26 protein-coding genes and 1 riboswitch are annotated in these 24,369 nt (G+C 42.4%); of the genes, 21 read left to right on the forward strand and 5 right to left on the reverse strand.

Features of this window, described 5'->3' with window-relative positions; translation table 11 throughout:
• Positions 1-167 precede the first annotated feature (167 nt).
• The 4 genes from sigX to D3H55_RS22340 all read left to right on the forward strand — a co-directional run bounded on the left by sigX (position 168) and on the right by D3H55_RS22340 (position 4,132).
• The gene (gene sigX / locus D3H55_RS22325) at positions 168-725 is read left to right on the forward strand and encodes an RNA polymerase sigma factor SigX (protein ID WP_119549529.1); all 558 of its coding nucleotides are present in this window, start codon (positions 168-170) and stop codon (positions 723-725) included.
• Positions 691-1,890 carry an RsiX family anti-sigma factor gene (locus D3H55_RS22330; RefSeq protein WP_119549530.1) on the forward strand — a complete coding sequence of 400 codons (1,200 nt, stop codon included), beginning with the start codon at positions 691-693 and terminating at the stop codon, positions 1,888-1,890. Before sigX ends, D3H55_RS22330 begins: the two co-directional genes overlap by 35 nt.
• A gap of 407 nt (positions 1,891-2,297) precedes the next feature.
• Positions 2,298-3,188: a peptidoglycan DD-metalloendopeptidase family protein gene (locus D3H55_RS22335; protein WP_119549531.1), complete on the forward strand. Its 891-nt coding sequence runs from the start codon at positions 2,298-2,300 to the stop codon at positions 3,186-3,188.
• An 86-nt stretch (positions 3,189-3,274) separates the two neighbouring features.
• Positions 3,275-3,418: riboswitch (FMN riboswitch) on the forward strand.
• A 147-nt stretch (positions 3,419-3,565) separates the two neighbouring features.
• On the forward strand, positions 3,566-4,132 hold the full coding sequence (locus tag D3H55_RS22340; protein WP_119549532.1) for an ECF transporter S component: 567 nt from the start codon (positions 3,566-3,568) through the stop codon (positions 4,130-4,132).
• 298 nt (positions 4,133-4,430) lie between these two features.
• Here the strand turns inward: D3H55_RS22340 and D3H55_RS22345 are convergent, their stop codons facing one another.
• On the reverse strand, positions 4,431-4,679 hold the full coding sequence (locus D3H55_RS22345) for a ferredoxin (protein ID WP_006837835.1): 249 nt from the start codon (positions 4,677-4,679) through the stop codon (positions 4,431-4,433).
• Positions 4,680-4,916: 237 nt separating this feature from the next.
• Between D3H55_RS22345 and D3H55_RS22350 the strand changes: the two genes are divergently transcribed.
• The 7 genes from D3H55_RS22350 to D3H55_RS22380 all read left to right on the forward strand — a co-directional run bounded on the left by D3H55_RS22350 (position 4,917) and on the right by D3H55_RS22380 (position 11,742).
• Positions 4,917-5,972 (forward strand): YpbB family protein, encoded by a 1,056-nt coding sequence (locus D3H55_RS22350; protein WP_119549533.1) that lies wholly within the window; start codon positions 4,917-4,919, stop codon positions 5,970-5,972.
• On the forward strand, positions 5,969-7,447 hold the full coding sequence (locus D3H55_RS22355; RefSeq protein ID WP_119549534.1) for a RecQ family ATP-dependent DNA helicase: 1,479 nt from the start codon (positions 5,969-5,971) through the stop codon (positions 7,445-7,447). Before D3H55_RS22350 ends, D3H55_RS22355 begins: the two co-directional genes overlap by 4 nt.
• Positions 7,448-7,451: 4 nt before the next feature.
• Positions 7,452-8,054 carry a CPBP family intramembrane glutamic endopeptidase gene (locus D3H55_RS22360; protein ID WP_119549535.1) on the forward strand — a complete coding sequence of 201 codons (603 nt, stop codon included), beginning with the start codon at positions 7,452-7,454 and terminating at the stop codon, positions 8,052-8,054.
• Positions 8,047-8,727, forward strand: coding sequence for a LysM peptidoglycan-binding domain-containing protein (locus tag D3H55_RS22365; protein ID WP_119549536.1), 681 nt, complete (start codon positions 8,047-8,049; stop codon positions 8,725-8,727). Before D3H55_RS22360 ends, D3H55_RS22365 begins: the two co-directional genes overlap by 8 nt.
• A gap of 428 nt (positions 8,728-9,155) precedes the next feature.
• The gene (locus tag D3H55_RS22370) at positions 9,156-9,680 is read left to right on the forward strand and encodes a phosphatase PAP2 family protein (protein ID WP_119549537.1); all 525 of its coding nucleotides are present in this window, start codon (positions 9,156-9,158) and stop codon (positions 9,678-9,680) included.
• Between the two features lie 50 nt (positions 9,681-9,730).
• On the forward strand, positions 9,731-10,879 hold the full coding sequence (locus D3H55_RS22375; protein ID WP_119549538.1) for a glycosyltransferase family 4 protein: 1,149 nt from the start codon (positions 9,731-9,733) through the stop codon (positions 10,877-10,879).
• 407 nt (positions 10,880-11,286) lie between these two features.
• Complete coding sequence (locus D3H55_RS22380; protein ID WP_119549539.1) at positions 11,287-11,742, forward strand: DUF2663 family protein; 456 nt, start codon at positions 11,287-11,289, stop codon at positions 11,740-11,742.
• 59 nt (positions 11,743-11,801) lie between these two features.
• Here the strand turns inward: D3H55_RS22380 and cotJC are convergent, their stop codons facing one another.
• The 3 genes from cotJC to D3H55_RS22395 are packed head-to-tail and all read right to left on the reverse strand — an operon-like array spanning position 11,802 to position 12,880.
• Entirely contained in the window at positions 11,802-12,371 is a 570-nt protein-coding gene (gene cotJC, locus D3H55_RS22385; protein WP_119549540.1) for a spore coat protein CotJC, read from the reverse strand.
• A 24-nt stretch (positions 12,372-12,395) separates the two neighbouring features.
• Complete coding sequence (locus D3H55_RS22390) at positions 12,396-12,656, reverse strand: spore coat protein CotJB (protein WP_119549541.1); 261 nt, start codon at positions 12,654-12,656, stop codon at positions 12,396-12,398.
• A 5-nt stretch (positions 12,657-12,661) separates the two neighbouring features.
• Positions 12,662-12,880 (reverse strand): spore coat associated protein CotJA, encoded by a 219-nt coding sequence (locus D3H55_RS22395; protein ID WP_119549542.1) that lies wholly within the window; start codon positions 12,878-12,880, stop codon positions 12,662-12,664.
• Positions 12,881-13,038: 158 nt separating this feature from the next.
• On the opposite strand from D3H55_RS22395, the gene D3H55_RS22400 reads away from it, so the two are divergent.
• From D3H55_RS22400 to D3H55_RS22435, 7 genes are all read left to right on the forward strand, one after another.
• Entirely contained in the window at positions 13,039-13,671 is a 633-nt protein-coding gene (locus tag D3H55_RS22400) for a CBS domain-containing protein (RefSeq protein WP_119549543.1), read from the forward strand.
• Between the two features lie 47 nt (positions 13,672-13,718).
• Positions 13,719-14,102 carry a hypothetical protein gene (locus D3H55_RS22405; RefSeq protein ID WP_119549544.1) on the forward strand — a complete coding sequence of 128 codons (384 nt, stop codon included), beginning with the start codon at positions 13,719-13,721 and terminating at the stop codon, positions 14,100-14,102.
• A complete protein-coding gene (locus tag D3H55_RS22410; protein WP_119549545.1) occupies positions 14,099-14,866 on the forward strand; it encodes a metallophosphoesterase in 768 nt (255 codons plus the stop codon). The genes D3H55_RS22405 and D3H55_RS22410 overlap by 4 nt, the downstream gene beginning before the upstream one ends.
• A gap of 83 nt (positions 14,867-14,949) precedes the next feature.
• On the forward strand, positions 14,950-15,855 hold the full coding sequence (locus D3H55_RS22415; protein ID WP_119549546.1) for a MerR family transcriptional regulator: 906 nt from the start codon (positions 14,950-14,952) through the stop codon (positions 15,853-15,855).
• A gap of 144 nt (positions 15,856-15,999) precedes the next feature.
• The gene (locus D3H55_RS22420; protein ID WP_119549547.1) at positions 16,000-16,557 is read left to right on the forward strand and encodes an adaptor protein MecA; all 558 of its coding nucleotides are present in this window, start codon (positions 16,000-16,002) and stop codon (positions 16,555-16,557) included.
• A 584-nt stretch (positions 16,558-17,141) separates the two neighbouring features.
• Positions 17,142-18,419, forward strand: coding sequence for a Glu/Leu/Phe/Val family dehydrogenase (locus D3H55_RS22430; RefSeq protein ID WP_119549549.1), 1,278 nt, complete (start codon positions 17,142-17,144; stop codon positions 18,417-18,419).
• Positions 18,420-18,867: 448 nt separating this feature from the next.
• Positions 18,868-19,845 (forward strand): YpdA family putative bacillithiol disulfide reductase, encoded by a 978-nt coding sequence (locus D3H55_RS22435; RefSeq protein WP_119549550.1) that lies wholly within the window; start codon positions 18,868-18,870, stop codon positions 19,843-19,845.
• Between the two features lie 366 nt (positions 19,846-20,211).
• On the opposite strand, the gene D3H55_RS22440 is transcribed toward D3H55_RS22435, so the two are convergent.
• Entirely contained in the window at positions 20,212-21,192 is a 981-nt protein-coding gene (locus D3H55_RS22440) for an asparaginase (RefSeq protein ID WP_119549551.1), read from the reverse strand.
• Between the two features lie 105 nt (positions 21,193-21,297).
• On the opposite strand from D3H55_RS22440, the gene prsW reads away from it, so the two are divergent.
• The 3 genes from prsW (at position 21,298) to ypeB (ending at position 24,326) form a co-directional block, all read left to right on the forward strand.
• Positions 21,298-21,987 carry a glutamic-type intramembrane protease PrsW gene (gene prsW / locus D3H55_RS22445; RefSeq protein ID WP_119549552.1) on the forward strand — a complete coding sequence of 230 codons (690 nt, stop codon included), beginning with the start codon at positions 21,298-21,300 and terminating at the stop codon, positions 21,985-21,987.
• 140 nt (positions 21,988-22,127) lie between these two features.
• On the forward strand, positions 22,128-22,967 hold the full coding sequence (gene sleB, locus D3H55_RS22450) for a spore cortex-lytic enzyme (protein WP_119549553.1): 840 nt from the start codon (positions 22,128-22,130) through the stop codon (positions 22,965-22,967).
• 12 nt (positions 22,968-22,979) lie between these two features.
• Positions 22,980-24,326 carry a germination protein YpeB gene (ypeB, locus tag D3H55_RS22455; RefSeq protein WP_119549554.1) on the forward strand — a complete coding sequence of 449 codons (1,347 nt, stop codon included), beginning with the start codon at positions 22,980-22,982 and terminating at the stop codon, positions 24,324-24,326.
• Positions 24,327-24,369 lie beyond the last annotated feature (43 nt).

The raw sequence follows: 24,369 nt of genomic DNA on the forward strand, positions 1-24,369 counted from the left end.
AAACCTGAGCGTTTTTATTTTAAATTAGTCCGGGAGAGAAGAATCTCCTTGAATGTGCAGTATTATTTGTTGATTTACCTTCCTTTTTCAAATGATTAATAATATAGTTGAGTGTGTAACTTTTATATTCAAAATACGTCTAATCCATTGAACGGGGAGGGGAATAAATGGACTCCGTTTTTGAAGAGCTGTACTCGAAATATCATCAGGATGTTTTTCAGTTTTTAATATATACAGTCAGGAGCCGCCAGCTTGCAGAAGATCTAGTACAGGAAGTATATATACGGGTCCTGAAATCCCATAAGAACTTTGAGGGGAAAAGCACTGAAAAGACCTGGCTGTTCTCAATAGCTAAAAATGTAGCAATCGACCACTTCCGGAAACAAAAAGGATGGAAGGGCAGACTCCTCGAGAAATTTGATTGGAACCAGCCGCTCAGAGCGACCGATGATATACCTGAAGAAGTGGCAATGCAGAAACAGGAAATAAGAGATTTGTATAAGTGTATTGAAAAATGTACCACAGACCAAAGAATGGTTATTACAATGAGGTACATACAGGACTTGTCGATCTCTGAAACAGCCGAAGTCCTCGAATGGACTGAAAGCAAAGTGAAAACGACCCAGCACCGTGCCATAAAGGCATTGAAAAGCATGATGGAGCAGCAAAAACGAGAGGAGGGTGCCTTCAATGAAGAAAAACAATTTGGACGAGACAGAAATTGAGCATCTACTGAAAGAAATGCCCTCCTTCAAGGACAGCAGGAGCCGGGATGAGATTTATCAGGCTGTCAAAAAGGCGGAGGGTGGAAAGAAATCCAAAACCTGGGGTTATCCTGCTCTTGCTGCTATCGCTGCAGTATTAATTCTTGCTTTGATTACACCCTCAATATTCAACTCCTTTAAGCAGCCTGGGTATGAAAATTCAGCTTCCGATATGGCGGTAGAGGAATCTGCTGAGTCCGGCTCGGCTCAGAAGAAGTTCGGGGATATTCAGGATAAAAGCTTTGATGCCGGCAGTGCAGGTGTGGATGAAGCTGAAAATCATACCGAGCAATCCTCAATGCTGAATGCGGCTGCCGTTGAAAAGATTAACGTGTACGAAGAGGACTTGCAGCAATATGATGTATTCACCTTCGGCCTTGCAGCTCCTGATGCTTTCGCTGTGCCAGTAAGTGTATTGGTGAAAAAACAGGAGTCAGATGATTGGCTTGGAAAATTTGAGGAAGTCTCTGGGGAAATCCCGGAGACAGCATGGGGATTTAATGAATACCTTCCTCTCCCGGGTTCATTCATAAAAGATGAGGAAACAAATGAACTGGTTTATACGGTCTCAAAAGAAGAGCAGGAGAATCTCAGCAGTGGAAGCGAAGACCTCCTGTATGATTCTATCTCCATGTCTCTGGAAACATCAGTTTTTGAGAAAATCAGGCTGAAAACCCCTGAAGGGTCGGTACCGACTTTCTCTCACCTTGGAGAAATATCAGAAATCAAGAAACCAGTGGATTCAAATAATGGCTATTACAAGTACACACTTGAGAACGGGGAAGTTTATCTTGTGCCTGGCGAAGAAACGTACGAGACAATCGAGGATGCACTTGGAGCGATGAAGACTTCTCCCGGAAGTTTCTATGAACCGGTGATTGCCAAGGATATTGAAATCTCCCTGACAGCAGAAGGCAGCAATTTGACGGTCTCATTTAATGAGGGACTCACTTTGGAGGATACTTTGGAGAGCAGGCTGCTGATTGAAGGGATCTTGATGTCTGCTAAGGAATTTGATTTTAAAGCAGTGTTGTTCGATAACATTGAAAGCCCGCAGATGAAGGACTTTGATTTTTCCCGTCCTGTGCCTGTGCCGGTTGGTCCTAATAAAAAAGTATTGAATTGAGAACCAGGGGTGGTACCCTGGTCTTTTTTTATGGCTCTTTTCTTAAGCTTTGCTGCTGTTTAATAAAGATAAAAATTAAAATAATCTACTGATAAATCTCATTAAAGATCCCGGTAAGCAGGAAAGGAAACAACTGCTCGTTCTTTTTCGGTAGTAAAACTTTTGAATTCAGGGGAAAAATCCAGCGATAGGGATATACCCAAAAGCAGCAATATATGCGAAAACAGTTCCTTTTTCACACATAAATTCTGTAGAGCTGGAAAGGCTAGTTAGGGGAAAATTTAAAGTGGTAAATGCTGGTCTCCCTTATTGCTGACTGCACATATGGGGAAATCACAGACTGTTGTTCTATCAGCGTACAAGCTTTCATAGTGTAAAAGCGTAGCTGAAAATGAAGGAGGATATTAATGATTGATTACATAAGAAGAGTTTTGATTGTCGGTTTACTGGCATTATGTGTCAGTTTATTATTCATAAGCGGGAGGACGGCCCAAGCAGAAGAAGAAGCTACTTCCAGATGGGTATTCCCTGCTGATGGATATATCACAGATCATTTTGGGACAAGGGGCGGAAAACATAAAGGGATGGATATCGGAGGGGAGGAAGGCACCCCTGTATACTCTGCCGCAGATGGAGTGGTATCGAAATCCTACTATTCCTCCAGTTACGGTCATGTGGTCTTTGTCAAACATCCCCATGGTTATGAAACGGTGTATGGCCACTTGCTTGAGAGAAAAGCTGATGAGGGACAAGCTGTTAAAAAAGGTGAAGAAATCGGCAGCATGGGGAATACAGGCAGGTCTACCGGGACACATCTGCATTTTGAAGTACATAGGGGAGAATGGAATATCACCAAGGACTATGCCATAGATCCTTATCAGGTTTATGGGAAGGGAGAAACGGGCCAGACGGTTTTTGCAAATGAGCATGACCCTTACCAGGTCCGAGAAGTCGCCTTAAGAGTAGCTGAAACAGAGGAAATAAATTCAATGGAGCCTGCTATGAAGGTACATACAGTACAATCAGGGGAAACACTTTGGAGAATAGCTCAAACCTATGGAGTAAGCACAGAGGATATGCTCAAAGAAAATAATCTCGAGAGCCCAGCCATCATTTCGGGAGAGAAGTTGATTATTCCGGAAAAAAGCGGGAAGATGCATCGGGTTCAACAAGGAGAAACACTATTCGGTATAGGAAAGCAATATGGGATGTCGGTTAAGGAATTGGCTGCGATGAATGATTTGAACGCAGATGAGCCGATTATGCCTTTCCAGGAACTTCTGGTCCGGCAGGATTAAGTTAACACTTTCTCTCGAATTCAAGCTAAACTCTTCACACCACGGCTGTTATTTTGTATAATGATGATGTAACAACAAAATTTAAGATTCGTCTTCGGGGCAGGGTGCAATTCCCGACCGGCGGTGAGGAATGAATAAATCTTTCGTTCTAAGCCCGCGAGCCTGATTTTTGGGCAGGATTTGGTGAGATTCCAAAGCCGACAGTACAGTCTGGATGGGAGGAGATGAAGGTTGAGCCGCGTTCAAAAGATACTTTATTGAACGTTTATTCGGGCATGCCTTTTGACTTCTCAAGAGATTCTCTTGAGTTTTTTTAGGTTGCTCAGGCAAAACTTTTCTTCTAACGTGAGATGAGTCACACGAGGGAGAGAGAAAGTATGAAGAAATTGAACACCAGAGGTTTTATCCTTATTGGAATGCTCAGTGCTGTGTCCTATGTATTGATGCTGCTGAACTTTCCGATACCACCATTCCCCAGCTTTTTAATGGTCGACTTCAGTGATGTGCCTGCATTGATAGCAGCTATCATTTTAGGGCCGGCAGCCGGAATTTTGGTGGAGTTGTTGAAGAATGTCCTTGATTATGTCATGACGGGAAGTGATACCGGTGTGCCAATCGGACACTTTGCGAATTTCATGGCAGGAATTTCATTCATCTTACCGGTTTATTTTGTTTATAACCGTATTCAATCAAAGAAAGGAATGCTGAGCGGACTGGTTACAGGAACAGTTGTGATGGCGGTATTGATGAGCGTGTTAAATTATTTCGTAATTTTGCCTGCTTACAAATACTTCATGAACTTTGAACTGCCCACTACCATCATCGTCACCGGGATACTTCCATTCAATATATTGAAAGGCATCCTGATTGGAGCAGTATTTGCTTTATTGTTCACAAGGATGCATGTTTGGCTCAATAAACAATTCGCATTTAAGCGGGCTTAATATAAGGCTGTTTTCGCATATATTGCTGCTTTCGGAAAGATCCCAGGTGCCGGATTTTTCCCCTGTATACAAAGGTTTTACTCTCGAAAAAGAACGAGCAGCTCTTTTCTTTCCTGCTCACAGGGGTTTTAGGACGATTTACCAGGATATTAGTTGAAATTTTATATTGAATAGCAACAAAGTTTACGAAAAGAGCCTAATATAAAAAGCGGCCGATGAATCTCATCGGCCGCTTTTTTGTATCAGGAGGAGGAAAATGAAAAACGGCCGGGATTTATCCGGCCGTTTTTCACAAAATCTATTCGAACTTCAAGGCATCTCCATCAAATGGTTCATCAGCAACTTTGATGGAATCTGTAGGACAGCCTTCGAAAGCATCTATCATATCATCTTCGAGAACATCCGGTACTTCGACTGTACCTGAGTTATCATCTAATGTCACAAACGCAATACCTTCATCATCGTAATCATAGATGTCTGGAGCGGCAGCACCGCAAGCTCCACATGCAATGCATGTATCTTTATCAACAATCGTGTACTTTGGCAATGAAAAAACCTCCTGAAAAATGGTCGATATTGTTAAGTATCATACACTTGCTCCGTTAAGTGTACTAATATTCATATTATTATTCTAATGGTGATTCATAAAACTTTCAATAGTTAAGGTTCCCATTGAAGATAATTTCTATCTGTTATCCTGTAAACTTAGGTAGGAAAAAGTCGCAAAGTGTCGGTTTCGTGATACAATAATTTAAATAAGAACAGATGCAAAAGGAGTAAATATATGAGCTATATTGAAGCCGTCGTTCTTTATTGCCTCAAGAAGATCCAGGGAGAAAGAACAGTCTTTTCGATTTATCACTTGCTCAAAGGAAAGAGATCCTCCCAAACTATACAGGATGCCCATCTGTTTTCGCTGACTTCCTTATTCTATTCCTATCCAATTATTAAGCGGGAACAGTTTGAAAGGCTCGCTTCAGGATTGTATGAGAGAAATTGGATTACTGAGTCAGAACCTGAACGGTTTGTGCTGACCAATGAAGGGCAGCGGCAATTGGATGAGTTTTTTCTGAAACATCCCTTTCCCTCATCATTGAATGGCTGGCTATATGGAAATTCAGTAGAAATCCTCTGGAAGAGAGTTTCGCTTTTGGTACAAGTGTTATCTCATTACATAAGGGCAGAACAAAGATATTATCCAGTTCAGCGGGAACGGGAAATACAAAAATGGGTCAAGATATTTTTATCCTCACCGCCGGTCCCGTTAAATGAACTGAGCCTCTCTCTGTATGAAGAAATGGTTTCGCTGGTTGAACAGGTAAGCTTTCCTGATATTCCGGATTTGTTGACCTGCCGGCTGACTGGCGGGGGGTATATAGGTCTTACCAGGGGCCAGGCGTCGGAGCGGTCCGGTTTAGGGGAGGATGAATATTGGTACAGGTTCTTAAATATCCTGCATTATATTATGAATGATGTCAGCGGCAATAAATCAAAATTTCCTATACTTTATTCGCTCATGTCGGATTTGGTTCCTGAAATTTCCCTTACGCAATCCAGTGAAGAAACCTATAAATTGCTGAAACGTGGCCATGGTATTATACAAATCGCCAGAATCAGGAAACTGAAGGAAAGTACCATTGAAGATCATGTAGTGGAAATCGCTCTGAATGACAGCCATTTTCCGATAGAACAGTTCGTCCCGGCTGAAGATGTCAAGAATATTATCCAGAAGGCAAAAGCGGTCAACATGAGAAAGCTGAAACCGATCAAGGATGCGCTTCCTCAACTCTCATATTTTCAAATCAGGCTCACATTAGCCAGGTATGGTGATCAATTATGAACTTACTAAAAGAACTGCATAAGCACTTTGGCTATAACGACTTCAGGCAAGGGCAGGAGGAAGTGATCCAATCGGTGCTGCAAGGGAATGATACCATTGCCATGCTTCCGACCGGCACAGGAAAGTCCCTATGTTATCAGCTTCCTGCTTATTTGACTGGCGGAAGGGTGGTAGTCGTGTCCCCTCTCCTCTCATTGATGCAGGACCAGGTCGAGCACATGAAAGTCATGGGGGAGAAAAGAGCTGTAGCCCTTAACTCCTTTTTGGATTTCCAGGAGAAAAGTTTCATACTGCGCAATCTGGCCAGGTACCGTTTTATCTTCATATCACCTGAAATGCTAATGGCACCTAATGTAATGGAACGATTGCAGTCGCTTTCTGTCTCCTTGTTTGTGGTGGATGAAGCGCACTGCATTTCTCAATGGGGGCATGATTTCCGGCCAGACTATCAAAGACTCGGGCATATCAGGACCTCATTGGGTTTCCCTGTGACATTGGCATTGACTGCCACGGCAAATCTTGATGTGAGGGATGACATCAAACGGACTCTGAGGATGGTGGGTCCCAAGGAAGTGGTCTATTCTGCAGACAGGCCGAATATCAGCCTTGCTATAAAAAGTGTTACCTCCTTTCAAGATAAGATGGAGGCTTTGCTGGAAGCTGTGGCAGCTTATCAAACACCAGGGATTATATACTTTTCCAGCAAGAAAATGGCTGAGGATACAGCGGATTGGCTTAAGCAGAAGGGGTTTCAGAAGACTGCATTTTATCATGGAGGCATGGAACAAGAACAAAGGATACTTATTCAGCAGCAATTTCTCCATGGAAGGCTTGACATCATTTGTGCGACGAGCGCTTTTGGTATGGGTGTCAATAAAGCAGATATCCGTTTCGTCATTCATTTTCATCTTCCTTCAAGTGCGGAAAGCTATCTGCAGGAAATCGGAAGAGCAGGAAGGGATGGAAAGCGGAGCCTGGCGCTGCTTTTATACTCCGAAGGGGATGAAGGGTTGTCCTATCAGATTATGGATAATGAAATGCCTTCTGATTTCCAGATCGACGAGTATTTTTTGGACGGAGGAAAGTCTTCAGAACAGGATTTGATGAACAGGTATGGTCTAAATGAGGTCCATATCAGGTTTTTAAACTTTTATAAGCAGGTATATATAAATAAGAACAAATTCTTACAACCAGGGGGCCGCAATTTGGCGGCATTCGTCAAAGGAATCCGGGATCAGCGTTTGGACAGCAAGCGTAAGAAAATTGGCTTGATGGCAGAGTGGGCCATGGAAAAATCATGCAGAAGAAATGGAATCCTTCGAATGTTTGGTGAAACCTATCAGGAAACCAACGATATGTGCTGTGATGTCTGCGGCTTGGATTATAATCTTTTTCAATGTCTCCCTGACAAGGAAATGAAAGAAGAAATCTTGACATGGAAAGAGCAGCTGGCAAGGATGCTGCTGAATAAGTGATGCCATGAGACAAAATCAGAGAGAAATAATCAAACAGATTTCAGACCGGGAATTGACATTTCACCTTTATGCTACTCAAATGGTCCTATTAACGATTTCAATAATTTTAGGTATATTCTTATATGACGATATTTCATCTTTTCTGAAACAATTTGTCTGGGATCGTCAAATTCTGACTTATGGGGTTGGCAGTGGAATTGTGATTGCGGCCTTGGATCTTCTATTCATGAAGGTGCTTCCGAAGAAGTATTATGATGATGGAGGAATCAATGAAAGGATCTTCAGGGACAGAAGTGTTTTCCAGATAGGAGTTTTGACTGCTGTCATCGCCTTTTGTGAAGAAATGCTATTCCGGGGAGTGATCCAGCACCATATAGGGTTTCTCGCTGGGACAATTATCTTTGCTGTCGTCCACATCCGTTACTGGGGAAATTGGTTCCTGATTCTTAATATACTCATTCTCAGTGTATGGATAGGCCTCGTGTATGAGTGGACAGCTAACCTTGGAGTCACAATGGCCATGCATTTTTTCATAGATTTTTTACTGGGCCTCGCCATTAAATACCAAGCCGAAAATCGAGAAAAAGAAGGGATGTTTTATGAGTAGAGATCCTTATAGAGCTCAAGCGGAAAAGCTTCGACAGAAAATTGAGAAGGTAGAGCCTGTGCCTGAGCAGAAAGAAACTGAACAGAAAAGGACACTTCCGAAGCGCAGTGAATTGCACCAGGAGAAAAAGAAGACAGTAAAGTACCCCCTTATTAAAGGAATGGCAGCTTTTTTTATACTCTTACCACTTATCATGTTTGGCATTTATTCAGTCTTAGATATTAATCCAAATGAGAACAGAAGTATCGTGACAGAAAAAGGACAGCGGGAAGAAGTAACATACGAAACAAGGGATATTGAAGAAGAAGTAAAGAGTGGGTCAAATTCTGATAAGAATACAGAAGCGGCTGTACGGGAGCCGGAACCTGAATCCCCTCCTCAACCTGCTGAGGAACCTCAAACAGCTGTTCAAAAGAAAGCGCCGGCTGAAGAGGTTGATGAAGAAGACCTTGTGCAGCTGGCAGAACAGGAGGAAGCCGCAGAGGAGACCGGATATCAGGAGAACGTACAAATCATTGAACATGTAGTAAAGCCCCAGGAAACGCTATTTCGAATAGCCATGAATTATTATAAATCTCAAGCTGGGATGGATAAGATCAAGGAATGGAATAACATAGAAAATAATGATCTTCAGGCAGGACAAGTCCTTGAGATCCCTCTGCCGGTAGATTGATACTTTTTCAACAAAAGGCTGTTTTCGATGTATAGTTGCTTTTGGTAATATCCCAAATGTCGGATTTTCCACTGTATTCCAAGGTCTTACAGCGATTTACCGGGATATTGATTTAAATTTATATTGAAAAGCAACGAAGTTTACGAAAAAAGCCAAACATAAAGCCTCAGGAAGTGAAAACTTCCTGAGGCTTTCTTTATTATTTGATGGGCGTGGTTAACGGAGTGATGGATAACTGAAAAGTTTTTTCTGATATTGTTCCAAATCAGACTATCCTGGCAGATATGGGATGGATAATAGATGAATTGCTTCTTGGCCAGGAAGCAGAATCCCGCTTCCATTTTTACGAAAGCTTTACAATCTTCTATCTGAAAGCTAACAATCGTCTAATAAAATGGATGTGAATACAGGGTGGAAGGGAGATGTAAATGGAAAAAACGAGAGCAAGAATGCATGATTTCGATGAAAATTTGTTTTACCGATTTAATTGCCGCGAAGGTCAGCTGTTGACATCCTTTCATATGATTACCCATCTGGGTGGAGCCAGGTGCATTGTCGGTTCCATGCTTTTCTTGCTGCTGCTGGCAGCGCCGGACACTTTACTCAAGAAGACTGTATGGGTTTCCGCAGCTTCACTTCTTATCAGCCACATTATAGCAGCAATCATCAAGAGGGTTGTCAAAAGGGTCCGTCCATATATGTCTTTGCCGGACGTTAAATTGTACGGATATGCATTTCAGGACCATTCATTTCCTTCCGGTCATACAACTGCCATCTTTTCTATTACTGTACCGTTCATTATCCATTACCCTTTACTGATTTGGATTCTATTGCCGGCCTCGTTGCTGGTTGCTCTATCCAGGGTAGTGCTGGGAGTGCACTATCCAAGTGATGTCTTAGCAGGGGGAATTCTTGGTACTGCTACTGCATTATGGGCATTATTGGCTTTTTAATGAAGGTGGTTTAAAAAATTCGCATCGGAATTCAAGAGGGGGAAATTGTGATGAGGATTGCAATCTTTTCGGATACCTTTTACCCACAGGTGAACGGGGTAGCAAGAACGTTGAAAAAGCTGACAGATCACATGGAAAATAGCGGGGTGGAATTTGAACTTTTCGTTCCGGATCTTGGAAGGGAGGCGCGTTCCTATCCAAATGTTCATCAATTTGCAAGCTTGCCATTCTTCTTTTACCCGGAGTGCCGGACGGCTATTGCTAATCCGCGTAAAATAGAAAAGAGGCTAAGGCAATTTGATCCTGACCTGATACACATCGCAACACCCTTGACCATGGGGCTGTATGGTCTTCATGCAGCAAAAAGGCTGGGAATCCCCATCACTGCCTCCTATCATACCCATTTCGACAAGTATCTTGAATATTATAAAATGTCATGGGCATCTCCTTTGCTTTGGAAGTATATGAAGTGGTTGCATGCTGATTGTGAAAAAATTTTTGTCCCTTCAAGTGAAACAATGGGGCACTTGCTTCAACATGGTTTCCGGAACCTGTCCATCTGGTCGAGAGGGGTGGATTGTTCATTCTACACTCCCGCCAAAAGAACGCAAACAGTTAGAGATAGATACAACATCACCCAAAAATATATCATCCTTTTTGCCGGACGGCTCGCACCGGAGAAAGATCTTGAGACCCTGTTATCGATTATTAAAGAAATGTCTCCCCATGTGAAGAACAAGATCCATTGGCTGATTGCCGGAGACGGCCCATGTTTTCCAGAAATAGAAAAGAGGCTGGAAAATGAAAATGTAACCTTGACAGGATATCTGGAAAGTCAAGATCTATCAAAAATATATGCTGCCTCTGACCTATTCGTTTTTCCGTCCCCTACTGAAACTTTCGGGAATGTCGTCCTGGAAGCCGGGGCTTCCGGACTCCCTTCCATTGTAGCTGATCAAGGCGGTGTCACAAACATTGTTGAACACAATTACAATGGTATTGTCTGTCCTGCCCACTCCCCAATTCATTTCATCCAGGCTGTCGAAACACTGATAAATAATGGACCAAAAAGGGAAAGGTACAGCCTCAACTCAAGAGTATATGCCCGGGAGCAGTCATGGGAGCGTATTTTTGACGGGCTGCTCAGTGAATACAGTGAAGTCATCGACAGCAGGAAAAGGATGAAAAGGCATGCGTGAGCTTCGAACAGAATCGACATGTATCAGCAACATGACTAGAGAGGCTGGGATTTAGGTCGAAATAAATGAAAATAAAACCGCATGATGTCAAGGTATATACTTGACATCATGCGGTTCATTCATGTTATCAGGATCTATCTAAAAGATGTTGTTTCTAAGATTATTTACCGCTTTTTCCTGAAAGCAGACCGATTGGAGAGGAAATCCATTCTTTTTACTCAGCCGCAATCTTTGCGAAAAGAGCTTTTTATTAAGAATTTCTCCCAGCCTCTTTCTGCCCAAGGGAGTTTTAGAAGGTTATCATGAGAACTTATTCAGTTGGTTTTCTTTTCAAGCTCATTTATTCTAATTTGATGGACAAGTTCATATAGTGTTAGTAGAACTTAGCGACTATGAGGTGAAGAAACATGTATTCTCACATAGCTGAATTGGATGAATGGACAGACCAGGCCACAAAACAAATGCTTCAGAATGTAATCGAGAGAAAGACGAAGTGGGATAAATTCAAGCGGATACATGCCATCATGCTTTGGAGCAGCGTGTTTCTTGCTTTCTGCCTGATTTACTACTTCTACAATAGGATCATCGGACCCTACTCGTATTCTTTTGAAGCTGTTTTTTCTGTGGTTTTTTCTAAGGAGAGCCATCTGTATGCATTTTTGGTCATTTTTGGAATGTTTGGTGCAGTAAAGGTTCTCTACGAAAAAAAAGAAAAGGCAGAGAAAGAATACCAGGCATTAAGGAGTGAAATCATTGACCGGAGCAAGGATCTCTGGAAGGAAGAGTCTTGGAAGAAGCGCCACCAGGTCTATGAACTGCTGAAGAAGCAATGGGATATCAACCTTTATCATGTTAGTAAATAAAGCAGGGCAGAGTGAGTGTCCAAACAGTGAAAAACCTGCAATGAATTGCAGGTTCAGCATCAAAATATCTTCTTTCGATCTCTTTCTTCTTTAAGGATTTCAGCAGCTTCCCTGAATCTCTGTGAATGTATGATCTCCCGTTCCCTCAAAAAACGAAGCCCATCATTCAAATCAGGGTCATCACTCATGTTGATAATCCATTGATAGGTGGCCCTGGCTTTTTCTTCTGCAGCGATATCCTCATAAATGTCGGCTATCGGATCTCCCTTTGCCTGGATGTAGCTGGCTGTCCAAGGGACCCCTGCAGCATTATGATAGAACAGTGCGCTGTCATGATTGACGTAATGCGGCTCGATTCCAGCTTCTTTTATCATTTCCGGGGTAGCATCCTTGGTTAACTTATAAATCATCGTCGCAATCATTTCCAAGTGGGCAAACTCTTCAGTCCCGATGTCTGTGAGCAGCCCTATCACTTTGTCGGGGATGGTGTATCGTTGATTCAAGTATCGCAGGGCTGCTGCCAGTTCACCGTCTGCCCCTCCATACTGCTCAATTAAATATTTTGCCAGTCTTGGGTTGCATGTGCTTACCTTTACAGGGTATTGCAGTTTTTTTTCATAGACCCACATATGCTCACCTTCCTTGTAAGAAAATTATACCTGCCATGGCCATGGAGCTTCCGGCCATTCATATGGATAATGGGAGTAACTGTAGCCGAAATTGGTCAGCATGCCAAACCTTTCTTCAAAAGCTTTTTTGATCTGCTTTCGCTGTTTGACGAATTGGTTATACTGCTGAATGGCATTTGCATCATCAGGATGGGTATCAAGGTAAAGTGTCAAGTCAACGATCACGAAGTCCGCCGTCTGGAGCTCTTCCAGCAACTGATAATATTCAGGAGGCATTTGTTTCATGTCCATCACTCCTTATGTTTTTCATAGGGGCTGTAGTATGGATCATAGAACACTTTCCATAACGTTCCCGCCCTCAAAGCCTCCTTCGGGGTGAATTGGGGAAGGTCTGGAGGCTGATAGCCGAGATAGAGATTCGGCGGCGTGGAATAAGTTTTCACTTTGATTGGCGGACATGGATCAAAAGGGGATACATAGGGTTTATAGCTCTTATACAAACTATGCATTATATAGAACCCTCCAAAAAATTCAGTTTGTCATTCAATTGTATGAAACACTGCATGATTCATTCCAAAAGTTTTGTTTTATTAACCCAAAAAGCAGGTATTTAAACAATGAAAGTGGAATTATAATAGTATCGTTAAACTTAAATGGGGTGATTAGTATGTTTGTGAAAAGCGCGATGATTCCGAAACACAAATGCTATGTAGTGAAGGAGACTGATTCAGTTGAAAAAGCTTTGGAAGTGCTCGAACACCACCAGATTGACGGGGTGCCGGTTCTTTCAGGGGATAAATATGCGGGAGTGGTCACAAGATATAATATTTATCAAAACTTTTTCCAGTCTGACAAATTAAAGTCAGACTTCGTAAAGGAAACCCTTGTGAAAGATATTGCTGCCTTTAAAGAAAAGTTTCTTGTCGGGGACGAGATATTCGAGAAGACACTTGTCGAGCTGCAGGATTTTCCTATTCTGTCTGTAGTGGATGAAGAACGGAATTTCCTTGGGCTGGTAACCAGGTATGATGTGCTGGAGCAGTTCCAAAGCGCGTTTGGGTTGCAGCGTAAAGGGATAAGGATTGCTTTCACCTCTGTTGAAACGGAAGGCCGCATCGCCCGTTTGGGAGATATCATCCAACAGCACCATGAATCCGTCATTTCATTGGTTACTTTCGATGCAACTGACAGGATGCTGAGGCGGATTGTCCTGAAAATCGAGAAGAAAGATAATGTGGAAAAATTCTTGAAAAAACTTGAGAAATCAGGTTTTCGTATCCTGGATATTACCGAAGACTGAGTACATGAAAAGGGATCCTTCTCATATGATTTATGGGAGGGATTTTTTTGTTGCGGACTATTCTTAAGGTTGCATTGTCTTTTTTAGCAGGATATCTCTTTATCAACTGGTGTCCTGTCATCACGCTGATCAGGGTATCTGATATGATTGTGGAGTTCGTCTTGAATCCTGTTAGGTTTTTTGCATCTTCCATCGCTTTCATGGCTGCGGTCCTGATCAGCGCGGAATTGATCAAAAATGAGGCTTCCATGATCCTTAACTTGTTCCAAGGGAATTGCTCGGCAGAGATCCTGGTTTTCCCGATCCATCTGGCAGGGGTTTACTATTTAAGCACCATCGGTTTGTGGCAGACAATGTTGCTCTTAAGTTTGTCCATTGTTTATGGTATGATTTCAATAGATTTTTCGGGAAATAGCAGGAGGACTTCATGATAGAGTTAATCGGGTTGATAATGGTCATAGGTTTTTTATTGCTTATTTATATGCTTAGAGAAGCATTTTTAAATAATATTAAATATGAAGAAATATGTTTTGAAGATTATCCGGAAGCAGCTGGCCCTTTGACAATTTTTTTTATATCGGATATTCACAGAAGAAAGATCAGTGACAGGATCATTTCGGGAATCGATGGGAAAGCTGACATAGTAGTAATTGGAGGGGACCTAACTGAGAAAGGGGTCTCATTTAAACGGGTCGAAGAGAATATATTAAAGTTAAAAGGGCTCGGCCCAGTCTACTTTATATGGGGTAATAATGACTATGAGGTTGAGGAAAGGACCTTTCGGAACCTGCTTGAGAGTAATGGTGTCATTCTCATTGAAAATACTTCCTTACTGCTTGAAGGCAGCGGCAGCCACCCTGTTGCTTTGATCGGGGTGGAGGATTTAAGTTTAGGAAGGGATGATATCGAAAAGGCTTTCGATGGTGTTCCGGAAAAATCATTTAGAATACTTTTGGCCCATAATCCAGATACAATAAAGAAATTGAGAAAAGAACATAAGGTCAGTTTGATGCTCAGCGGGCATACTCATGGAGGACAGATTCGAATCCTGGGGTTTGGCATGTATCAAAAAGGGAATCTCAGCATTATAGCGGGCACATTTGTTTTAGTAAGCAACGGATACGGAACGACAGCTTTGCCATTAAGGCTGGGGGCCCCTCCCGAGACACACCTGATTACAATAAAAGGGACTTGACAGAGAGTTTGGAGCGTTTCAATATTTTACAGTTGTAAATCTCTCCATTATAATTAATACAGTGTACAGTTGGGGGATTTAAAATGACAAACCAATCCGAAGGAAAATATAATATTAAAGCGATTTCCAATATGCTCGGTATCCAGCCGGGGACTTTAAGAGCATGGGAAAGAAGATATAAAATGATTGCGCCGGTACGCAATGAATCGGGCCACAGGCTTTATTCTGAGGAGCATCTCAGAATATTGAAGTGGCTTGTATCGAAGGTGGAGCAAGGCTTTACCATCAGCCAGGCGGTTTCTCTTCTGGACAAGCAGGAGATTACTGAAGAAATGAATGGTGAAAGCCGGACCGGTGACCGGTTATATGACTTGAGTGAAGAATTATTACAAGCCTTGCTGCAATTTGATGAAACCAAAGCGCATCAAATCATGAATAAAGCGTTTTCACTTTATACAATCGACAAAGTGGTAATCGATGTCCTTGGGTCGCTTCTGGTAAAGATAGGTGACCTTTGGGAAAACAATGAGATCACGACGGCGCATGAACATTTTGCTTCAGCTGTATTAAGAGCGAGAATCTCAACCCTCATGCAGACGTTCCCCCATAACGGGATACTGCCAAAGGTGGTAGCAGTGTGCGGGCCAGGGGAACTCCATGAGCTGGGTTTGCTGATATTCACCGTTTATGTCCGCCGCAAAGGGTTTGAAGTGATCTACCTTGGTTCAAGTATCCGGGAAGAAGATATTGAGGTCGTCGTGGATACGGTTAAACCGCGGTTTTTATTCTTATCCTGTACAATGAGGGAGAATATCGACCAGACTCTGGGTATCATTGATGAACTTCAGGAAAATAAGGAATATTTGCACGTTGGTGTCGGCGGTCTTGCGGTTAACTCACTGCCGAGGCATGTAAAGGAAAAATACAAAGATCACCTGGTAGGTTCAAGTAAGGATGACTGGGACCACTGGCTGAAGAGCAACCTGTAGAAATATATTTACCCAAGCGGAAATCTTATCCGCTTGGTTTTTTTCTTTCATTGGAGTGATTCCCATCTGGGTATTTGAAAAAAGAACCTTCTTTTGCTCCTTACATAGTATGGTGGTAACCATTCATACTCAGGGGGCGGGAATATGAAGCTTGAGCGGTTATCAAGCAATACGGTGAAGTTTTCCATAAGCATTGCTGAATTGGAATTGAAGGGAATACTCGAGGACGATCAGTGGAAGGATTCACTGGTTTGGCACGAATTTTTTGAAGAATTGATGGATGAAATGTACATTGAATATGGAATAGACCTTGAAAGTACGATTACGGTGGAAATCAATTCAGTCACTTCAAGCGAAATGGTCCTTATACTGACGCTGAGTGAAGACGAGAGCTTTGAGGATGATCCTTTTTTGGATGGGAAAGCTGTTTGCAGAGGATACCTATTATATAAGTTTTGCCAGTTTGAAGACATACTGTCATTTGTGCAGCGCTTGAATCCTGATGACTGCGAAGAGTTATCGCTTTACACCAAAGATGGCAACTACTTTACCGAAGTCAGGAAGTGGAGCCAAAGACTGGCTTCCCTGGCTGGGGAATATGGAGAACAGTCAGATGAAACCATACATGTAATAAGGGAATATGGCAGCAAGATCATTGATAAAAGAAGCAGGGAAGTCTTGACAGAGTATTTTGGGGTGTAGGTAAATTTGGGGCAGATGAGAGCTGTCCCTTTTTTATTTCAATGCAGTTTCACATAGGCTCTCTTCGTAAACTTTGTTGCTATTCAATATAAATTTCAACTAATGTCCTGGTAAATCGCAGTAAAACCCCGGTGAGCAGGAAAGAAAAGAGCTGCTCGTTCTATTTCGAGAGTAACATCTTTGAATACAGGGGAAAAATCCGGCACCTGGGATTTTTCCAAAAGCAACAATTTATGCGAAAACAGCTTTCACAAAAATGCTGCTTTGGGGCATTTCCTGAAGCGGTTTTCCTTCTCCCAAGATCTTAACCCCTCACAAGGGAGCAGCTTTACAAAGGTTTTTCAGAAGTATCTTGGATAGTAAATAACTGCGGAAATAATGAATACTAAGAAGGTAATCGGGTAAAAAAAGAATGGGAGTACCAATAGGAAAAATCAGATAATATTGAAAATGACAGCGTTTTCAGAAAAACGGACTTTTTTTATTTTTGTATCTTTGCAACATGATATCAAACGTGTATACTATTGCTTGTAAAGAAGGACTAGTTCCGTAATACAGTGAATCAAACTGGGAGGTTTACATTAATGGTAGCCGAGAAAGATGCAGCAAGCAACAATCCTGAAGACAAAAATGATGTATTGAAATCGACACAAACAGTGATTCAGCTTGCTCTTGAAAAGCTGGGATATTCAGAAGAAGTCTATGAGCTTCTCAAAGAGCCTGTTAGAATGCTTACAGTTAAAATACCAGTCCGGATGGACGATGGAAAAATAAAAGTGTTTACCGGCTATCGTGCTCAGCACAATGATGCAGTCGGGCCTACAAAAGGGGGAATCCGTTTCCACCCGAATGTTACAGAAAAAGAAGTAAAAGCTCTTTCTATCTGGATGAGTTTGAAATGCGGAATCGTCGATCTTCCATATGGAGGCGGGAAAGGCGGCATCATCTGCGATCCCCGTGATATGTCATTCAGGGAATTGGAAAGGCTGAGCCGTGGATACGTACGTGCAATCAGTCAGATTGTCGGACCGACAAAAGATATCCCGGCCCCTGATGTTTTCACCAACTCACAAATCATGGCTTGGATGATGGATGAATACAGCCGTATAGATGAATTTAATTCTCCTGGCTTCATTACCGGAAAACCCCTTGTTCTTGGTGGTTCACATGGACGCGAAACAGCCACTGCCAAAGGTGTGACGATTTGTATACGGGAAGCTGCAAAGAAAAAAGGCATAGAACTCGAAGGTGCGAGGGTGGTTGTCCAGGGGTTCGGCAATGCGGGTAGTTTCCTTGCAAAGTTCATGCATGACGCGGGAGCAAAAGTAATCGGCATTTCGGATGCTTATGGAGGCCTCCATGATCCGGAGGGCTTGGATATCGATTATTTATTGGACCGGCGTGACAGCTTTGGAACGGTAACAAAGCTCTTTAATAATACGATTTCCAATAAGGAATTACTGGAGCTTGATTGTGACATCCTGGTACCAGCTGCTATTGAAAACCAGATCACCGAAGAAAATGCTGAGAACATCCGTGCCAGCATTGTTGTTGAAGCTGCAAACGGTCCGACAACACTTGAGGCTACAAAAATCCTGACAGACCGTGATATCCTGCTGGTTCCAGATGTTTTGGCATCATCAGGCGGCGTGACCGTTTCCTATTTCGAGTGGGTGCAAAACAATCAAGGCTATTACTGGACAGAAGAAGAAGTCGAAGAAAAGCTTGAAAAGATCCTGGTAGCTTCCTTTAACAATGTATATGAGGCAGCTCAAAACCGCAGAGTCGACATGAGGCTGGCGGCATACATGGTAGGCGTCAGAAAGATGGCAGAGGCAAGCAGATTCAGAGGCTGGATCTAAATGTCTTCACAGAGGTTCCCAAGGGCCTCTGTTTTTTTGTGTGAATTAAGATAGCAGCTTTTAATGCATAAAGAGCATTGTTCATTCAAAAGATTTATTATTAGCCTTTCTGCCGCGTTGCTCCCTTATGAGAAAAAACCAAAAATGTATCCGTCATTCAGTTAGGCTCCCCGGCAAGCAAGAACCATGTGAAAACAGCCTTCAGTTAAGGTCTTTTGGAATCTGTGTATTGCTGGTGAAAACATCTGCTGGGCTTCAAATAAATGGTTTTTAACTAACCTTAAAACCAACTATTCCTATGATTTTTAATAAATTTATCCAGAACTGGCTGCTAATGTTTTGCATCAACCAATAAATTCTCCTATCATATTATGGTAGAAGAATTTTTATAATCTGACAAACCAGGCATTATAAAGATATATAAGTGAAGATCCGAGGAGTGAAGGCAATGAGACAAGAAGAATGTATTATCGTCGGCGGCGGTCCCTGCGGCATGTCTGCTGCTATAGAAATAAAGAAAATCGGAATTAACCCGTTAATCATTGAAAAAGGGAACATTGTGAATGCGATTTACAATTATCCTACACATCAAACGTTTTTCAGCTCCAGTGAAAAATTGGCAATCGGAGATGTGCCTTTTATCATTGAGCAGCACAAACCAAAGAGAAACCAGGCTTTGGTCTATTATAGAGAAGTCGCCAAACTGCATGATTTAAGGATAAACAGGTTTGAAGAGGTGCAAAGTGTTTCAAAATTGAACGATGGCCTGTTTGCTGTAAAGACTTCAAAAGAAGAATATGAAACAAAGCGGGTCATCATTGCAACAGGTTATTATGATCACCATAATAAATTGGATGTCAAGGGCGGGAAGCTTGAAAAGGTACATCACTATTTTAAAGAAGCACACCCTTATTTTGATACAGATGTAGTGGTTATAGGAGGAAAGAATTCGGCTGTTGATGCGGCAATCGAATTGGAAAAAGCAGGTGCCCGTGTGACTGTTCTTTATCGGGGCAGCAATTATTCAGGGAGCATTAAACCCTGGATCCTCCCTGAATTTGAAGGGTTGGTCCGGCAGGGGAAAGTCAAAATGGAGTTTGGTGCGGAGGTTGAAGAAATCAGGGAGGATAAAGTGAAATACTCTGCAGCAGGAAAGCTCAAAGAAATAAAAAATGATTTCGTGTTTGCCATGATCGGCTATCATCCAGATCATTCCTTCCTGACAAAAATGGGGATCGAGCTCGATCAGGAAACAGGACGGCCGGAATTCAATCCGGAGACAATGGAAACGAATGTAAAAGGAATTTACATTGCAGGCGTGATTGCTGCCGGAAATAATGCGAATGAAATCTTTATTGAAAATGGCCGTTTTCATGGGGGGATGATTGCCGAGTCCATTATGGTGAGAGACAATACATCGGAATAAAGATATTATTTAAGCCCTGGAAGTGTCTATAGTCATTCAAGGGCTTTTTTTGTTGGTTAATCTTCTGTAGTGCCACTTAATGAGTCAGTACCCGGTTGCAGCCCGGTCCACTTTTTTAATGCGATTGGTTTAAGCAGGAATCAGTCCCCGGTGAAACCAGGAGTCATTTTCGAAGGATGTTTTCTCATTTATTGGTGCTTTCGTAAAAAAATTCACGTTAACAAGGTTTGAGAAGTGTTCTATCCAAAGGGCCGTCAAAGTGTCAATTCCTGAGGGTATTAACGGGCCTGAAAAAGAAAAAACACCCTGTATGTAACCGATCCTCATCAGATACATACAGGGTGTTGGAGATTAGCACTTCTTCAATTAGTTTCTGAAGATCTCTTCAAGCTCCTTCAACTGCGGATTATTCAGTGTTGAAAGGGCAACCAGAAGTTTAAGTCTTGCCTTCTGTCCGTTGAGCCCATTTGAAAAGATGACGCCCATTTCCTTCAACTGCTTTCCGCCGCCAGCATATCCATATACATCCTGGGCAATCCCGTTAAAGCATCTTGACACAAGAATGACGGGTATCTCTGCCTTGATAAGCGAGTCGACACCTTCGACCGCTGCGGGTGGAAGGTTCCCCTGCCCAAGGGCCTCTAGTATCACACCATCGAATTGAAGTTCTTTTAAAGCAAACAGGAGAGCGGAATCCATACCGGCATGTGCTTTTATTAATGCAATTTTCTTTGAAACACTGTCCACCGGATACTTTTCTGCGGATGTGGGCTTATGATGAAATATGACCCCGCGTTTAGTGACGATTCCTATCGGTCCGTATTGTGGACTCTGGAAGGTGGAAACATTGCTCGTGTGGGTCTTGGTTACGTTCTTGGCAGAATGGATTTCATCATTAAGGACCACCAGTACACCTTTATCCAATGAGTTCTCATTGACTGCCACTTTTATGGAAGAGATAAGATTATAAAGGCCGTCTGCACCAATTTCATTACTCGAGCGCATGGCACCGGTGACGACGATGGATATCGGTAAATCCACAGTCAGATCGAGAAAATAAGCCGTTTCTTCCAGCGTATCGGTTCCATGTGTGACCACAACACCCTGAAAAGCTTCTTTCTTGTATTCTCTTTCAATCAATTGTTTCAACTGCAGCATGTGGTCAGGCGTAATATGTGGTGAGGGAAGATGAAACGCTTCTCTCACGGTGACGTCTGCCAGGCTGCCCAGTGATGAAGAATGTTCAGAGAGGGGGTTTATTTCCCCGGGTTTGACTGCACCTGTAGAGGCATCTTCCATCATGGAAATCGTTCCGCCTGTATGTATGATTAGAATGCGGTTTTTCATATAATCGTCATCTCCTTTGAATATACTTGTTAATGCATTCTGATATTTTCTTTCTCCCTTTTACATGATACGATTAAGAAAACAGAAAGAAAAGAGGACAATTTTATGCTGGTTATTTTATCAGCTGGTTTTGCACCAGGGCTTGCCTTGCTCAGTTATTTTTATCTGCGTGATGAATTTGAATCAGAGCCTGTTTCTTTCATCGTGAAGACGTTCATGTACGGTGCTGTATTGACCTTTCCGATCATGTTCCTTCAATATGTTCTGCAAGCTGAAAGCATCATCGATTCTCCGTGGATGAATGCTTACTTCTCCGCAGGATTTCTGGAAGAGTTCTTCAAATGGTTCATTCTATTCTTTGCGGTATACCAGCATGTTGAATTCAATGACCCGTACGATGGGATCATATACGGAGCAAGTGTCTCCCTTGGTTTTGCAACAGTTGAAAACATTCTTTATCTCCTTGCCCATGGTGTTGAGTTTGCCATAGGAAGAGCTTTGCTTCCGGTATCGGCACATGCTCTGTTTGGGGTGGTAATGGGCTATTATCTCGGAAAAGCCAAATTCGCCGGACAGCAATCGAAACTGAAACGGATATACGTATCACTCTTTCTCCCTTTTGCCCTGCATGGGACCTATGATTTCATTCTGGGCACCGGCCGGAATTGGATTTTTTATATGATTCCATTCATGCTTTTCCTTTGGTGGACCGGTATTCGAAAGATCAAGAGCGCGAATCGATTGACATCCACTCATTATAATCAGAAAGAATTGAATAAGAAGATGTCCATTTAGGCCTTTCATTCCAAAAATGTAAAGAATGAAGGGTCTTTTTGATGCTTTTTTTCCCGTAATTCAAATCCACCTTATGTATAAAATGGATTCTACTACAGAAACTAGGTTCAATGTTAATACATGATTTGGAGGTAAGCATGATGAAAAAACGCATCAAGTTGTTGACGATATTTCTGCTCATGGTGCTTATATTATCAACTTTATCGATTACAAATGAAACTGATCACGCAGGGGCATTTTCCAATCAGATAATTCAAAAGGGCGCCACGGGTGAAGATGTCATTGAACTTCAATCCCGATTGCAGTATATCGGCTATTACAACGGTGATATCGATGGGGTTTTCGGGTGGGGAACCTATTGGGCCCTCAGAAACTTTCAGTACGAATTCGGATTGCCCATTGATGGACTCGCCGGACAGGAAACAAAAGATAAATTGGTAAAGGCTTCAAAGTATGATAAGGAATTTGTGAGAAAACAAATCAATCAGGGTAAAGATTTCTCTCATTATGGAGGGACTGATTTATCGAAGCAGACTGAAGGAGGGGGCAAAACAGGAGGCGGCACACCGGCAAAACAGGAGTCGCAGCCTAAACAGCCGACAGCCGTCAATATTCCCAATGGATATTCACAGAATGATATCCAGCTTATGGCCAATGCCGTATATGGAGAGTCAAGGGGTGAACCGTATGAAGGGCAGGTTGCCGTTGCTGCCGTCATCCTGAACAGGGTCGATAGTCCATCCTTTCCAAACACCGTTGCTGGGGTAATATTCGAGCCTGGGGCATTTACGGCGGTGGCGGACGGACAAATATGGCTGACTCCTAATGAAAAAGCGAAAGAAGCGGTTATGGATGCGATCCAGGGCTGGGATCCTTCTGAAAACGCCCAATATTACTTCAATCCTGTTACAGCTACAAGTAAATGGATATGGAGCAGACCTCAAATCAAGAAAATCGGAAAACATATATTCTGTAATTAAGGGGTGATCAGGTTGATACGAGGTATATTGATTGCAGTGCTGGCCATCGGAGTAGCAGGTACAGCATACTGGGGTTATCAAGAACATCAAGAAAAAAACGCCATACTTATTAATGCGGAAAATAATTATCAGCGTGCATTTCATGAGTTGACCTACCAAATGGATCTGCTGCATGATAAAATCGGGACGACTTTGGCGATGAACTCAAAGAAGTCGCTTTCCCCGGAACTTGCAGACGTATGGAGGTTGACATCTCAAGCTCATAGTGATGTAGGACAGCTTCCCCTGACATTGCTTCCCTTTAACAAGACAGAGGAATTTTTGGCTAATATCGGTGATTTCAGTTACCGTGCCGCTGTCAGGGATCTGGACAAAGAGCCCTTATCTGATGATGAATATAATAACCTTAAACAGTTGTATGATCAAAGTGCCGATATCCAGAAGGAGTTAAGGAACGTTCAGCATCTGGTCATTGAGAATAACCTTCGCTGGATGGATGTGGAAATGGCACTGGCAACAGGGAAAGAACAATCGGACAACACAATCATCGATGGATTCAAGACGGTGGAAAAGACCGTGGACGGTTATGATGAAGCTAATTTCGGCGGTCCGACTTTCGTCAATACACAAAAGAAAGATGATGATTATAAAAATCTGCAGGGTGAAAAGATTACGAAAAATGAAGCTGTCGATATCATGAAAAGATATACCAGGATCAAAGATTTAAAAGAAGTAAAAGTAACAGAAAACGGAAAGGGTTCGAATTTCGGTTTCTATAGTGTCTCGCTGCAGAATGGAAACAGCGAAGCCAGTATGGATATAACGAAAAAAGGGGGATACCCTCTTTACTTCATTCATAACCGCGAAGTGGAGAAACGAAACATAGGGCTGAATGAAGCTGCGGACAAAGCAGCTTCATTCCTGAAAGAAAACCAATTCAAAGACCTCGAATTGTTTGAAAGTGCCCAGTATGATAATGTCGGATCTTTCACATTTGTCACTTTGGTGAATGGGGTGAGGATTTATCCGGATGCCCTGAAACTTAAAGTTGCGCTTGATGATGGTCAGATCATAGGGTTTGCTGCTGAAGAATACCTGAAGAACAATCAGGCGCGTGACATTCCCGAACCTGGAATCAGCAAGGATGAGGCAGAGGGGAAAATCAATCCCAATGTAAAAATCATGGAAAACAGGCTGTCAGTCATTGTCAATGATCTGAATGAAGAAGTATTATGCTACGAGTTCCTTGGAATGCTCGGTAATGATACCTACAGAATCTTCATAAATGCAGACAGCGGTATTGAAGAAAAAGTAGAAAAACTGAAAAATGCAGAGCCGATCTTTGAAGAAACAGTATAAACAAATCCAAACAGGCAGCAGTGCCCCACACTGTTGTCTGTTT

It is taken from the genome of Bacillus salacetis (assembly GCF_003581585.1).
Taxonomy (GTDB): Bacteria; Bacillota; Bacilli; order Bacillales; family Bacillaceae_B; genus Rossellomorea; species Rossellomorea salacetis.

Bases quoted from the DNA above. Each gene is read 5' to 3' on its own strand.
- D3H55_RS22420 (WP_119549547.1), top strand. From the start codon at position 16,000: ATGAAGCTTGAGCGGTTATCAAGCAATACGGTGAAGTTTTCCATAAGC.
- D3H55_RS22355 (WP_119549534.1), top strand. From the start codon at position 5,969: ATGAACTTACTAAAAGAACTGCATAAGCACTTTGGCTATAACGACTTC.
- D3H55_RS22435 (WP_119549550.1), top strand. From the start codon at position 18,868: ATGAGACAAGAAGAATGTATTATCGTCGGCGGCGGTCCCTGCGGCATG.
- D3H55_RS22415 (WP_119549546.1), top strand. From the start codon at position 14,950: ATGACAAACCAATCCGAAGGAAAATATAATATTAAAGCGATTTCCAAT.
- D3H55_RS22430 (WP_119549549.1), top strand. From the start codon at position 17,142: ATGGTAGCCGAGAAAGATGCAGCAAGCAACAATCCTGAAGACAAAAAT.
- D3H55_RS22375 (WP_119549538.1), top strand. From the start codon at position 9,731: ATGAGGATTGCAATCTTTTCGGATACCTTTTACCCACAGGTGAACGGG.
- D3H55_RS22330 (WP_119549530.1), top strand. From the start codon at position 691: ATGAAGAAAAACAATTTGGACGAGACAGAAATTGAGCATCTACTGAAA.
- cotJC (WP_119549540.1), bottom strand. From the start codon at position 12,371: ATGTGGGTCTATGAAAAAAAACTGCAATACCCTGTAAAGGTAAGCACA.
- D3H55_RS22380 (WP_119549539.1), top strand. From the start codon at position 11,287: ATGTATTCTCACATAGCTGAATTGGATGAATGGACAGACCAGGCCACA.
- prsW (WP_119549552.1), top strand. From the start codon at position 21,298: ATGCTGGTTATTTTATCAGCTGGTTTTGCACCAGGGCTTGCCTTGCTC.
- sleB (WP_119549553.1), top strand. From the start codon at position 22,128: ATGAAAAAACGCATCAAGTTGTTGACGATATTTCTGCTCATGGTGCTT.
- D3H55_RS22390 (WP_119549541.1), bottom strand. From the start codon at position 12,656: ATGAAACAAATGCCTCCTGAATATTATCAGTTGCTGGAAGAGCTCCAG.
- D3H55_RS22370 (WP_119549537.1), top strand. From the start codon at position 9,156: ATGGAAAAAACGAGAGCAAGAATGCATGATTTCGATGAAAATTTGTTT.
- D3H55_RS22365 (WP_119549536.1), top strand. From the start codon at position 8,047: ATGAGTAGAGATCCTTATAGAGCTCAAGCGGAAAAGCTTCGACAGAAA.
- D3H55_RS22335 (WP_119549531.1), top strand. From the start codon at position 2,298: ATGATTGATTACATAAGAAGAGTTTTGATTGTCGGTTTACTGGCATTA.
- D3H55_RS22395 (WP_119549542.1), bottom strand. From the start codon at position 12,880: ATGCATAGTTTGTATAAGAGCTATAAACCCTATGTATCCCCTTTTGAT.
- D3H55_RS22360 (WP_119549535.1), top strand. From the start codon at position 7,452: ATGAGACAAAATCAGAGAGAAATAATCAAACAGATTTCAGACCGGGAA.
- sigX (WP_119549529.1), top strand. From the start codon at position 168: ATGGACTCCGTTTTTGAAGAGCTGTACTCGAAATATCATCAGGATGTT.
- D3H55_RS22410 (WP_119549545.1), top strand. From the start codon at position 14,099: ATGATAGAGTTAATCGGGTTGATAATGGTCATAGGTTTTTTATTGCTT.
- D3H55_RS22350 (WP_119549533.1), top strand. From the start codon at position 4,917: ATGAGCTATATTGAAGCCGTCGTTCTTTATTGCCTCAAGAAGATCCAG.
- D3H55_RS22440 (WP_119549551.1), bottom strand. From the start codon at position 21,192: ATGAAAAACCGCATTCTAATCATACATACAGGCGGAACGATTTCCATG.
- D3H55_RS22340 (WP_119549532.1), top strand. From the start codon at position 3,566: ATGAAGAAATTGAACACCAGAGGTTTTATCCTTATTGGAATGCTCAGT.
- D3H55_RS22400 (WP_119549543.1), top strand. From the start codon at position 13,039: ATGTTTGTGAAAAGCGCGATGATTCCGAAACACAAATGCTATGTAGTG.